The organism is Legionella maioricensis, from assembly GCF_023618015.1.
GTDB classification, from domain to species: domain Bacteria; phylum Pseudomonadota; class Gammaproteobacteria; order Legionellales; family Legionellaceae; genus Legionella; species Legionella maioricensis.
On sequence record NZ_JAJKBJ010000033.1, the window covers coordinates 1 to 12691 of the forward strand.

Below are 12691 nucleotides of genomic sequence, written 5' to 3' on the forward strand. Positions count from 1 at the left end.
GCTTGTCCGCGGGATCCAGAGAATCTTAATCAGAGGCGCTTAAAATCCAACTAAAATTTAAAAAATGTCCATACTTTGCACTATTTTGAGTGGGTAGAAAATTATTTACTCTTTTATATAGAATAATTAATAGCTTATTAATAAATTAATACCTATAATTCGAATTTCACCTGTTTAAATCACTAGTGAGGCGTATAATCAATGCATGATGGCTCTGTATTTTACACAATATTTTTAATATTCGCTGGGGCTGCTTTTCTTTCCACATTGGTTTTATATACAAAACAATCCCTTCTGGTAGCGTATATACTGCTGGGCGCCATAATTGGCCCCTGGGGATTAAAATTAGTTTCTGATATTTCTGCCGTACGCCAAATTGGTGATATTGGTATTGTCTTTTTGTTATTTTTATTAGGTCTGCATTTACAGCCTCAAAACCTAGTACATATGTTAAAGGAAGTAACATGGGTAGCGATTATTAGCTCCGTCGTTTTCGCTGGCATTGCCTATTTTATAGGCAGATGGTTTGGCTTATCCGTTACTGAATCATGGGTTTTGGGGGCTTCAATGATGTTCTCAAGTACCATTATTGGTCTGAAATTACTGCCTACAACCATACTTCATCATCAACACACTGGTGAAGTCATGATTAGCGTATTATTGATGCAAGACGTTATAGCAATAATCATACTTATTCTGATTAACGGAGCACAACAGCATGGTGGGTTAGCACTCAATGACTTACTTTTAGTCGTCATTGCTCTTCCGGCCTTATGTTTATTTGCATTTGCCTTTGAACGTTATATTTTAATCAAATTATTAGCTCGATTTGATAGAACCCAAGAATATGTTTTTTTACTCTCTATCGGTTGGTGTTTGGGTTTGTCCGTCCTTGCACAAATATTGGGGCTTTCAGAAGACATTGGCGCATTTGTAGCTGGAGTCGCCTTGGCATCAAGTCCCATTTCTTTATTTATTGCAGATAGTTTAAAGCCATTAAGAGACTTTTTCCTGGTTATGTTTTTCTTTTCTATTGGAGCGACATTTAATTTTAGTTTTGCAGCGCAAGTAGTGATTCCTGCTGTTATATTGGCCGGGTTGATTCTTATTATAAAACCATTGTTATTTTATATTCTTTTAGCCAGAGCCGGAGAGAAAAAGCAAGTTGCAAAAGAGGTCGGTATTCGGCTTGGTCAGGGTAGTGAATTTTCTTTACTTGTTGCCAGCATTGCATTATCTACTAAACTGATTTCAGAAGTTGCATCTAATTTAATTCAAGCTACAACTATTTTGACCTTTATCGTTTCATCCTATCTTGTGGTTTTAAAATACCCAACACCTATAGCGTTATCTGAAAAAATGCGTAAGGATTAATATAATGAAGTTATTGGTTGTAGTGCTTTGTTTGCTTAGCGAACGTTTTTTAATTCACACTGCTTCTTGCCAGCGATTTTATTGGTTTGGCGATTATTACCTATCGATTAAAAAGACAATTGATAAAAATAGTTTTTTTACTAACCCCTGGATGATTTTAGCAGCAACAATATTGCCTATTATTTTTGTTACTTCAATTATTTACTTCCTGCTTCACAATATTCTGTTTGGTTTTTTGGGCTTAATTCTTAGCATTGTGCTGTTTTTCTATTGTCTCGGTCCCCAAAATGCTTTTTATCCCATCTCTGAGTCATCTTCTGAATTACCTAATAATACTTTGGTAGGAAGTTACTTTGCTCAGGTCAATAGACAATTATTTTCAGTTGTTTTTTGGTATATCCTTGCTGGCCCCATAGCGGTTTTAACTTACAGATTAATTACTTTATGCCGGGATATTAATTCAATGAGTCAACAGGCTGATCAAGTAACAAATATCCTTGAATGGATTCCTGCACGACTGTCTGCGTTACTTTTTTTATTGGTCGGTAATTTTCAACGTGGTTTTATCCTGTATACCCGTTTATTTTTTTCCAAACCTGAATTAAATAGTCAACTACTCAGTAATTGTGGCCTCCAGGCAGCTCGTACTAGTGAATCGGATGAAATTCCTTTGCCTGTTGCAGAAAGTTTAGTTGAGCATGCCACTATTGTTTTTATGGTGTTGATTGCGTTATTTACCTTAGTAGCCTGGTTGTAATTTAATTTATGATGGACTGAAACTATGAATTCGTTACTGCGTGTATTATGTTGCCTGGTTCTTCTAGGTCTTTCAGGTTGTATAATACCAAAAAAAATTATAGTTAATCGGCAAGCGTTCAATCAGTGTAAAATGAGTTGTGTGCAACATTTGGAGTCGTGCAAGCAGCATTGTACCAATAGTTGCCCTAGATGTTCTTCCGCATCAACCCATACTTCAGCAACAAACTATTTTAAATACATACATGAAAAGCAAGTTGAGGGCGGATATATCACTCGCGGGTTGAATTCTTACCGTGATCCACTACAATGCCGCAAAGTAAGTTGTAACTGTGCATCGGATTTCAATACTTGTATTCAAGGTTGTACCGGTGTTATTCAAAAAAGATTACAATCTGTACCATATTGTACTTAATATTAAAGAATGTCGGGGAACTATTCATGGCAAATGAACCTAATGTTGACTTAGATCCAATTGAAACACGCGAATGGCTGGATGCCCTGCAATCTGTATTTGCCAATGATGGTAGTGAGCGTGGTGCTTTTCTTTTACAGCAACTCCTTAATAAAGCAAATGCTGAAGGGGTTAAATTGACAAGCTCAATTAACACACCATACAGAAACACAATAAAACCTCATGAAGAAAAGCAAATGCCTCCGGATGAAGGTATAGGAAAACGTATTAATGCCTTGATTCGCTGGAATGCTGTTGCCATGGTGTTAAGAGCAGGGAAGTATGCCCCCGAATTAGGTGGCCATATTGCGTCTTATGCCTCTTCCTCTACTTTATATGAAACGGGATTTAACTATTTCTTTAAAGGCCCAAATGGCGAACATGGTGGCGATTTACTCTATATCCAAGGGCATTCATCTCCTGGTATTTATGCGCGAGCTTTTCTTGAAGGGCGATTAACAGAAGAGAAATTGCAATTGTTCAGACAAGAAGTCGAAGTGGATGGTTTATCATCTTATCCTCATCCTTGGCTAATGAACGATTTTTGGCAGTTCCCTACAGTATCAATGGGTTTAGGCCCGTTACAAGCTATATATCAAGCGCGTTTTTTAAAGTATTTGGAGAATAGAGGTCTCATTAAAGCCGAGGGAAGAAAAGTATGGGCATTCCTGGGCGATGGTGAAATGGATGAGCCTGAATCTGTAGGCGCATTAAGTATTGCAGCAAGAGAAAAGCTGGATAATCTTATCTTTGTCGTTAACTGTAATTTACAACGGTTGGACGGACCAGTACGTGGTAATGGTAAAATAATTCAAGAGCTTGAAGGGGTGTTCCGCGGTGCGGGTTGGAATGTGATTAAAGTGATCTGGGGTAGCCGCTGGGATCCTTTATTTGCACGTGACAAAGAAGGCTGGATGCAAAAGCGAATGGAAGAATGCCTGGATGGAGACTATCAGGCATATAAAGCAAACGATGGTTCTTATGTAAGACAACATTTCTTTAATCAATATCCAGAATTAAAGAAAATGGTTGAGAATCTTTCAGATGATGAAATTTGGCGTTTGAATAGAGGCGGTCATGATTCTCAAAAAGTTTTTGCTGCCTACGCGCAAGCAGTGGAACATAAAGGAAGTCCTACAGTTATATTAGCCAAGACCATTAAAGGTTATGGCATGGGTGCTGCTGGTGAGGGACAAAACATAACCCATCAACAGAAAAAAATGACGTTGGATCAGTTAAAAGCATTTAGAGACAGATTCAGTATTCCTATAAGCGACGATAAGATTGCTGAAGTACCTTTTTATAAGCCAGAAGATGATAGCCCTGAAATTAAATACATTAAAAAACAACGTGAGGCTTTAGGAGGTTATCTACCTTCCAGAGCAACTAAAGTGGATCCGTTAAAAATCCCACCATTAGAGGATTTTGCCTCTGTTACATCAGGCTTGGGGGAACGTGAAATTTCCACTACTATGGCCTTTGTTCGTATTCTTTCAATTTTGCTTAAAAACAAAGAGTTGAGTTCGCGCATTGTTCCTATTGTTCCAGATGAGTGCAGAACATTTGGTATGGAAGGATTATTCCGCCAAATCGGTATTTACTCTCCTGTGGGACAGTTGTACACCCCTGTTGATCACGAACAGGTCATGTATTATCGTGAAGCTCGTGATGGACAAATACTCGAAGAAGGGATTAATGAGGCCGGTGCTTTTTGCTCCTGGATGGCAGCAGGAACCTCATACAGCTCTAACAAGTTAGCCATGATACCTTTCTATATTTATTATTCCATGTTTGGATTCCAACGAATTGGTGATCTGGCATGGGCTGCAGGAGATATGCAAGCCAGAGGATTTTTACTTGGCGGAACTGCTGGGCGAACCACACTTGCCGGCGAAGGACTTCAACATCAGGATGGTCATAGTCATTTACTCGCATCAACTATTCCAAATTGCGTTACATACGACCCTACTTATGCTTATGAGCTGGCTGTTATTATTCAGAATGGTTTATATCGTATGTATGAAAAAATGGATAATGTCTTTTATTATATTACAGTAATGAATGAAAATTATGTACAACCCGATATGCCCAAAGGAGTAGAAGAGGGCATTATCAAAGGGATGTATGTGTTAAAGGAAAGCAAGAAAAAATCCAAACAACATGTGCAATTGATGGGGTGTGGAACTATCCTGCGTGAAGTGATTAAGGCAGCAGAGATGCTTGAAGAAGATTATTCAATCACCTCTGACATATGGAGTGTCACCAGCTTTAATGAGCTACGACGTGATGGGTTAGCTGTAGAGCGTTACAATGTCTTACATCCACAAGAAAAATCAAAAGAAAGCTATGTATCTTCTCAATTAAAAGGACGTCAAGGTCCGGTAATCGCAGCAACGGATTATATGCGCATTTACGCAGATCAAATCCGTTCTTATGTACCTAACCGATACATTACCTTAGGCACCGATGGATACGGTAGAAGTGACACTCGTGAGCGTCTCCGCCATTTCTTTGAAGTTGATGCCAAATTTATCGTTTTGGCAGCATTAAATGCTCTTGCTGCGGATGGAACAATTGATAAATCTAAAGTTGTGGATGCAATGAAGCGCTATAATATTAATCCAGAAAAACTGGATCCAGTTACCCATTAGTTAAATTATTATTGTGAGATATAAATAAAAAATTTAACTGAATGCTGAGGATAGAGATGGCAAACGAAATAGAAATTAAAATTCCTGATATAGGTGGTGCTACTCAGGTTGATGTTATTGAAATTCTTGTCCATGTAGGAGAGGAGATATCCATTGATACTCCTTTAATCACTTTGGAAACAGACAAAGCAAGTATGGAAATACCTTCTCCTAAAGCAGGAAAAATAACCAAAATCTCTGTGAAAGTAGGAGATAAAGTATCTGAAGGAGATAGCATTTTATTGATTCAATCTTCTGATGAGGCTTCTAAAGAGGTTAAAGAACCGGCTTCGTCAAATAAGATTGAGAAATCAGCCGTAGAATCTGCTTCAGAAACCCCAAAACCAGTGACTAAAAATAGTCAGCCGCAATCTTTAGAGGTATTAATTCCTGACATTGGCGGTGCTACAGATGTAGATGTAATAGATATTTTAGTTAAACCAGGCATGCAGATAGAAAAAGATGATGCTTTAATAACCCTTGAGGGTGATAAAGCCACCATGGATATCCCATCGCCATACTCTGGAACGGTTAAAGCGGTTAAAATTAAATTAGGTGATAAAGTATCTCAAGGCAGCGCTATTTTAACTATAGAAACCAATGAAGAACTCGATAAACTTTCATCGCCTGCGAGTAAAGAAATATCTCCGTCACAGGAAGAACATTCGCCTTCAGTGTCTGAACAACCGAAAGCAGAGTTCAAAGCTGAACCAATGCTTGAAGATACCACGAGTAATTCAGGAGTCATTGCTGCTGGCCCCGCAGTCAGACGTCTAGCCAGAGAGTTAGGAGTCAATTTAGCTTTAGTAAAAGGCAGTGGACGAAAAAATCGTATTATAAAGGAAGATTTACAAGCGTACGTTAAAGAACGCTTAAGTGAGAGACCTGCTTCCGGTGGATTTAATTTACCAGGAAATCCAGTTATTGATTTTAGTAAGTTTGGTGACATTGAAACCAAACCATTAAATAAAATAAAAAAACTAACGGGAATCAATGTTCATCGCTCTTGGATCACCATTCCTCATGTCACTCAATTTGATGAAGCGGACATAACCGACTTGGAAGCATTTAGAAAGTTAGAATCGGATCATGCCAAAAATGCGGGTTATAAATTAACGATTCTTGCTTTTGTTTGCGGAGTAGTGAGTAAAGCATTACAAGTATATCCTCAATTTAACGCCTCGTTAGATGCTACAGGTGAAAATCTAATCTATAAAAAATATTGCAATCTTGGTATTGCTGTAGAAACGCCTAATGGTCTTGTAGTTCCCGTCATTAAAAATGTAGATAAATTAAGCATTTCTGAAATTGCTACAGAAATGGCAAGACTAAGTAGCAAAGCGAGGGATAAAGGTTTAATGCCGGCCGATATGTCTGGGGGATGTTTTACTATCTCCAGTCTTGGCGGTATAGGCGGCACAGCGTTTACTCCCATAGTAAACAGTCCTGAAGTCGCAATATTAGGATTATCTCGCTCTACTATTAAACCCGTTTATGATAATGGGGAATTTAAACCAAGATTAATGTTACCTCTTTCTCTATCCTATGATCATCGCGTGATTGATGGCGCCGAGGCAGCGCGGTTCACTCGTTTTATTTGCGATGCATTAAGTGACATCAGAAAGATTTTACTGTGATCTTTAAAAAGAAACATTAATTAATTTGTGTAAAATAATATCTTAAATGAGGCTTGCAATGGCTAACAAAATTAAAACAGAAGTAGTGGTATTAGGAAGTGGACCTGGCGGATACACTGCGGCATTCAGAGCCGCGGATCTGGGTAAAAAAGTTGTTTTGGTTGAGCGTTTTGATAGTTTAGGAGGTGTTTGCCTCAATGTCGGTTGTATTCCATCCAAAGCATTATTACACATTGCTAAAGTTGTGGAAGAAGCCGAGGAAATGTCCGAGCAGGGAGTGAGCTTCAGCAAACCGAAATTTGATAGTAAAAAAATGGTTGCCTGGAAGAACTCTGTAGTATCTAAGTTAACAGGTGGATTAAAGGCTTTATCCAAACAACGTAAAGTTGAGGTTATTACTGGTGTCGGTAAATTTGCTGGTACTCATCAAATTATAGTTGATACAAAAGAAGGTCCTGTGGAAGTTGAATTTGAGAATGCCATCATTGCCGTGGGTTCTGAGTCTATTAACTTACCCTTTATACCAGAGGATAAACGTATATTTAGCTCTACAGGGGCTTTAGAGCTCGCTGATATTAAAGGCAGCCTTTTGGTGCTTGGTGGGGGTATTATTGGTTTGGAAATGGCAACTGTTTACTCCGCATTAGGAGTAGATGTCACTGTAGTTGAGTTCATGGATCAATTAATTCCTGGAGCCGATTCAGATTTAGTTAATATCCTTCAAAAACGCATGGTTAAAAAAGGAGTTAAATTCCTTTTGAAAACTAAAGTAACCGCAGTTGAGGCAAAAAAAGATGGGATTTATGTATCAATGGAAGGTGCTCACGGCACTGATAAACCATTATGCTTCCAACAAGTTCTTGTTTCCGTAGGCAGAAAACCCAATGGAGGCGTTATCGATGCTGATAAGGCTGGAGTAAAAGTAGATGAGCGTGGTTTTATTCACGTAGATAATCAACAAAGAACTAATGTTTCTCATATTTTCGCTATCGGTGATGTGGTTGGTCAACCGATGCTTGCCCATAAAGCAATACCAGAAGGCAAAGTAGCAGCTGAAGTAATTGCTGGGAAAAAACACTTTTTTGATCCGAAATGCATAGCCAGTGTGGCTTATACTGATCCTGAGCTGGCTTGGGTTGGTTTAACTGAAAAAGAGGCGAAAGAAAAAGGCATCACTTATGAGAAAGCTTCGTTCCCTTGGGTAGCAAGCGGGCGAGCACTCAGTATGGGACGCGAAGAAGGCATGACTAAATTGCTATTCTGTCCTGATACAAACCGCATATTGGGCGCAGGCATCGTTGGGGTAAATGCTGGAGATTTGATAGCCGAGACCGCCCTAGCCATTGAAATGTGCTGTGATGTAGAGGATATAGCACTTACTATTCATCCTCATCCGACCTTATCAGAAACTATAGCGCAAGCGGCTGAAGCATTTGAAGGCACTATTACTGATCTTTATTTACCTAAAAAGAAAAAGAAAGAATAATAGAAATCAAGGTCATTCCTGCATGATAGGAATGACCTTAATTCATAATCATCAAAGTTTATTAAAGAAATGAGTAATAATGATAATGACAATTACTAATTGGACAAGTATTAGATTAGTAAAAGTATTAAGCGACTCATTGATAATTTTCTATTCCTCATAAATACTTTACATGCAAATAAGTAAATTCTCTGGAGAAGGAATGATACTGAACATTCGTCGTATGAAGGATACTGATATAGATAATGTCTATGCTATAGAAACCAGTGTTCACATCGCTCCTTGGAGTAAAAACATACTAAGAGACTGTGTTTTAGTTGGATATGACTGCCGAGTGCTTGAAATAAATAACGGGAATAGTCCGATACTTGCTGGGTATATTATTTCCAGAATTTCTAATAACAGCTGCCACATATTAAATTTTTGTATTGCCAAGCCGTTACAATCGAAAGGTTTTGGACGTAAATTACTACAAACTTTTCTTTATTCATTATCAAAATATACTAAAGCAGATTTTGTAGTACTTGAAGTCAGACCTAGCAATAACGTAGCCCTACATCTTTACCAGTCAATGGGCTTTGAACAAGTAGAAATAAAAAAAGAATATTATAAAGACAGTAATAGTGTAGAAGATGCAATTTTATTAAGAAAATCGCTTATCGCTTAGTAAATCCATTCCACAATTATTTTCTAATCTTCTAAGTGCCTTTTTCCTAATATCAAAAAATATTTATTAGCGAATGGGAAAGTCAAGACTGTTATTTAACTTTATATTTGCTATCATATAGACGAAAATTTCATTCTTCTGCTTAGATTATCTTTTTGTGGATAACATTTCTCAAATCTTTTTTATTTAATTTCAAATTAAGCCATATTACACAGCATCCAGCTAAGAATTCTAATTTTTTTTATTTGAATGTTATCCACAAAAACTGTGGATAACATTGTGCACAGAGTTGTGAATTACTTGATAAATCAACTCATTTCACAATGACAATTAGTTCACCAATGATTTCTTAACTTTATGGCAGAGTGGAGCGGAGGGCCTGTTTAAAAGCTTATTAATTTTTGCTTACAGATACAACTTAAGCTATTCTCAACATAGTAAATTTATCATTTAAATCAAAGGAGTTGAGCTATGCATTTTTCTATAAAACAAATCTTGGTTGCAGCCACAATGGGTTTTCTCTCTCTATCAGCTTATGCGGAATCTGGTGAATCGTTCCAAACGGTATGTATTAATTCCTGGATGAAAAAAATTGGTGACTCTGCTGATAAAGTAGACTTTAAAAACTTTGGCGAAAAATATTGCACTTGTGCTGCAGGTCAACCCCTAGATAATGAGGCTGCAATACAAAAAGCAATTCAACTATGTCTGTCAAGAACCTTATTACATGATGCAATGGACTCTCTGGAAGAGGAGGTCGGATTGAGTGAAGCTAAAGATACCGACATTAATGAATATTGTGAAGACAGATGGAATCTGATTTATCCCAAACAAACTGATGAAGATAAAAAAGCAACCACTGCTTATTGTGAGTGTGCTAAACCCAAATTAATGGATTTAATCAAGAAAGCCGAAAACATGACTGATAAAGAATACGACGACGGTATTAATGATGTTGCTGCCGCATGTTCTGGGAATGTAAAACAAGAAACTCCTACGACCGCCACAACGACCACAACCTCTACGACGCCAGCGCCTACCGCCCCAGCGTCTACTACTCCAGAAAAAACAAACTAGAATTTTTGTTTCTCATGGCTACCGCAGTTAACTTTTTAACTGCGGTCCTCTATCTTTTCGCATACACCATCACCGATGCCATTACCATTGACATACCAATGAATTGGCCGCTTGTTAGCTGTTCATTAAGTAATAAACCCGCCAAAATAACTGTAGCTACGGGCATCACTGCGGTCGATAAGGAAGCCATAATACCATCTACTCGCTGACAACCAAAATACCAAAACACATAGAAGAGACCAGAACTCAAACCCAGAATAAACACAATCAACCAAGCCTCCCCATTGATATGGGTCTCATACAGTGGAAAAAAAAATAATAGGAAAAATAAGAAAATAGCATTAATGCCATTGAGAAGGGCGGAAATCAAAAATACGGGTAATCGAACGGGATGAAGTTTAGAAAACACGTAATAAGAAGCTTCTGGTATTAGCGAAAAAAGTACAATAAAATCGCCTAAAAAGGAATGGTTTAATTGAACATGATGTAATTGTTCACAGGCAATAATTACCAATCCCAGAGTGGCAATGACCACGCAAATCCCTTTTTTCCCAGATATTTTTTCCCCTAGCATTACCCAGGACATTATTGCGATGAGCGCAGGTAAAGCACTGGTAATTATTCCTGCTGTATTAGCATCCGTATATTGCAAGCCAAGAAGCATTAGGCAATTAAATAAAATACCGGCACTAAGTGCCTGAATAAAAATAAAAACCCAATCTTTTTTATTTAATTGTGCAAAATGGTGACGAAGCGAAAATAATTTTGCTGATGTTAACCAATGTAAGGGGAATAATATTAGCGCAGCTAATGCAAAGCGCATTGTAAGTAATGCCAGAATAGGAATAGTCGACAGCAAAAACTTTGAGGCCACAATATTTGTAGCCACCATCATTTGTGCCAGGATAAGAAATAATAAACCTTGTGTATAATAAAAATTATTTTTAATTTTCATAATTTATGAGTACCTTATTAAGAACAGACACTCATTAGCTTATCAAGTATTAATTCCGAATTAGTTACCCGATGGAGGCAATTTCTTAGCAGCTAACGTCATTTCACGCCATTGCGAAGGATAAAGCCCAAAAGAGTTATTAAAACTGCGACTAAAAGCAGATACATGTTCATAACCCACTGCAAAAGCGATGGACTCAATAGTAAGAAGGCTCGTAGATAATAAAAATCTTGCGTGATCTAATCTTTTCTGACGCCAATACTCGCCAATCCGACATCCAGTATTTTTCTTAAATCGTCGTTGTAACTGACTAACGCTTAAATGACATTGCTGAGCCAGTTTGACAATATTAATTGGTTCGGCGAAATGCAAATCAATCCAGCTTCTTGCTTTTAAAACGAAGGAATCCTGGTTAGAAAATACGGGTTGGCAAAGCAGATTAAGAAGCAAATTATTAATTAAGGATTGGGAAAATGAATCATTAGCTCCATTTATTAAATAATAATGTGTAAAATGTAAAAACTTCTTTGTAACAGAGCTTAATGAAAGAAAAGAGGGGAGTGACATAGTAGAGGAGTACTGTTCATCCATATCAATAACCACGAATAAATTATTCTCACTACCGGCAAAACTATGCTGTTCGCCTGAGGGGATAAAAGCACCTGTTTCTGAACTGATAATGCCCGAACTATTGCCAACCTCAAGTTCCAAAATGCCCTTAACAGGAAGTACTAATTGTGCATAATCATGGTTGTGACTGCATTGTTCGGTACGATAGGAGCGAAGATCAATCAGAGGGAAAGACATAGATTTAGCCTTGCAAGACGACATCGAGTTTATTATATAAGAAAAGATATGCCAGTGAAAAATAATATTTCATATCATTATTTATTACTAAATGACTTTATTGAAAAAAAATTACTACCCTGTTATATACGCTATCGTCATTGATGATTACTATTTTTGACAAACTTCTTCCTGTTCGGGTTAGAAACAAGGGAAGGAGAGCACTTAATGGCGTCAACTTAAGGAAAAATTGTAGCCTGAGGAGGGCTCCATCCCTTACGCTGATGCTATTAAGAGAATCCTAATTCTTTGCATGGAGTAATTAATGAATTTAAAAGCAATATGGTGTACAACAATAATGGCTTCTGTATTACTGGCTCAGCCAACCTATTCAGCGCAAAATAATATTATGACTTTTAAAAATAAAAGAGGCTCTCTTTTAGAGTTAAATATTCAGTCAGATAATCAGCTCTCTGGTTATTTTACTACTGCTGTAGCGTCTAAGACATGTCCAGATGCCATTGGCACCAAAAGACCTATAACTGGTTATATTGTTGGTAATGCAATGACTTTTAGTGTGGTCTATCCTATGTGCCAATCGGTATTGAGCATCAGTGGTAATTTTACTAAAAATCAAAATAACATAGATACTCTTTCAATATTGACTCATCAGGCTTCAGATATTACTCATGAAGGCCCCGGTGCTCGTTTTATTGGCCATGATACATATAAGAAGGTAAGTTAATTCTCGGCACCGCCTGTGGAGCTCATGCTAAAAATTAACCGTCGTTGCGAGCGTAGCGAAGGAT

The 12691-nt window shown here is 37.6% G+C and carries 10 protein-coding genes; 8 read left to right on the forward strand and 2 right to left on the reverse strand.

The features are described from left to right. Positions 1-201: 201 nt before the first annotated feature. The 7 genes from LOX96_RS16245 (at position 202) to LOX96_RS16275 (ending at position 10141) form a co-directional block, all read left to right on the forward strand. The gene (locus LOX96_RS16245) at positions 202-1374 is read left to right on the forward strand and encodes a cation:proton antiporter (protein WP_250424551.1); all 1173 of its coding nucleotides are present in this window, start codon (positions 202-204) and stop codon (positions 1372-1374) included. Between the two features lie 4 nt (positions 1375-1378). Then, positions 1379-2131 carry a regulatory signaling modulator protein AmpE gene (gene ampE / locus LOX96_RS16250; protein ID WP_250424550.1) on the forward strand — a complete coding sequence of 251 codons (753 nt, stop codon included), beginning with the start codon at positions 1379-1381 and terminating at the stop codon, positions 2129-2131. 440 nt (positions 2132-2571) lie between these two features. After that, positions 2572-5235: a pyruvate dehydrogenase (acetyl-transferring), homodimeric type gene (aceE, locus tag LOX96_RS16255; RefSeq protein ID WP_250424549.1), complete on the forward strand. Its 2664-nt coding sequence runs from the start codon at positions 2572-2574 to the stop codon at positions 5233-5235. 56 nt (positions 5236-5291) lie between these two features. Beyond that, on the forward strand, positions 5292-6911 hold the full coding sequence (gene aceF / locus LOX96_RS16260; RefSeq protein ID WP_250424548.1) for a dihydrolipoyllysine-residue acetyltransferase: 1620 nt from the start codon (positions 5292-5294) through the stop codon (positions 6909-6911). A 58-nt stretch (positions 6912-6969) separates the two neighbouring features. Next, the gene (gene lpdA / locus LOX96_RS16265) at positions 6970-8397 is read left to right on the forward strand and encodes a dihydrolipoyl dehydrogenase (RefSeq protein ID WP_250424547.1); all 1428 of its coding nucleotides are present in this window, start codon (positions 6970-6972) and stop codon (positions 8395-8397) included. Between the two features lie 202 nt (positions 8398-8599). Next, entirely contained in the window at positions 8600-9064 is a 465-nt protein-coding gene (gene rimI, locus LOX96_RS16270; protein ID WP_250424546.1) for a ribosomal protein S18-alanine N-acetyltransferase, read from the forward strand. A 471-nt stretch (positions 9065-9535) separates the two neighbouring features. Further along, positions 9536-10141: a hypothetical protein gene (locus LOX96_RS16275; protein ID WP_250424545.1), complete on the forward strand. Its 606-nt coding sequence runs from the start codon at positions 9536-9538 to the stop codon at positions 10139-10141. Positions 10142-10190: 49 nt separating this feature from the next. Here the strand turns inward: LOX96_RS16275 and LOX96_RS16280 are convergent, their stop codons facing one another. After that, complete coding sequence (locus LOX96_RS16280) at positions 10191-11096, reverse strand: DMT family transporter (protein WP_250424544.1); 906 nt, start codon at positions 11094-11096, stop codon at positions 10191-10193. 60 nt (positions 11097-11156) lie between these two features. Beyond that, positions 11157-11903, reverse strand: coding sequence for a helix-turn-helix domain-containing protein (locus tag LOX96_RS16285; RefSeq protein WP_250424543.1), 747 nt, complete (start codon positions 11901-11903; stop codon positions 11157-11159). A gap of 304 nt (positions 11904-12207) precedes the next feature. On the opposite strand from LOX96_RS16285, the gene LOX96_RS16290 reads away from it, so the two are divergent. Further along, positions 12208-12627: an avidin/streptavidin family protein gene (locus tag LOX96_RS16290; protein WP_250424542.1), complete on the forward strand. Its 420-nt coding sequence runs from the start codon at positions 12208-12210 to the stop codon at positions 12625-12627. The last annotated feature ends 64 nt before the right edge of the window (positions 12628-12691 follow it).

Bases quoted from the DNA above. Each gene is read 5' to 3' on its own strand.
- LOX96_RS16245 (WP_250424551.1), top strand. From the start codon at position 202: ATGCATGATGGCTCTGTATTTTACACAATATTTTTAATATTCGCTGGG.
- ampE (WP_250424550.1), top strand. From the start codon at position 1,379: ATGAAGTTATTGGTTGTAGTGCTTTGTTTGCTTAGCGAACGTTTTTTA.
- aceE (WP_250424549.1), top strand. From the start codon at position 2,572: ATGGCAAATGAACCTAATGTTGACTTAGATCCAATTGAAACACGCGAA.
- aceF (WP_250424548.1), top strand. From the start codon at position 5,292: ATGGCAAACGAAATAGAAATTAAAATTCCTGATATAGGTGGTGCTACT.
- lpdA (WP_250424547.1), top strand. From the start codon at position 6,970: ATGGCTAACAAAATTAAAACAGAAGTAGTGGTATTAGGAAGTGGACCT.
- rimI (WP_250424546.1), top strand. From the start codon at position 8,600: ATGATACTGAACATTCGTCGTATGAAGGATACTGATATAGATAATGTC.
- LOX96_RS16275 (WP_250424545.1), top strand. From the start codon at position 9,536: ATGCATTTTTCTATAAAACAAATCTTGGTTGCAGCCACAATGGGTTTT.
- LOX96_RS16280 (WP_250424544.1), bottom strand. From the start codon at position 11,096: ATGAAAATTAAAAATAATTTTTATTATACACAAGGTTTATTATTTCTT.
- LOX96_RS16285 (WP_250424543.1), bottom strand. From the start codon at position 11,903: ATGTCTTTCCCTCTGATTGATCTTCGCTCCTATCGTACCGAACAATGC.
- LOX96_RS16290 (WP_250424542.1), top strand. From the start codon at position 12,208: ATGAATTTAAAAGCAATATGGTGTACAACAATAATGGCTTCTGTATTA.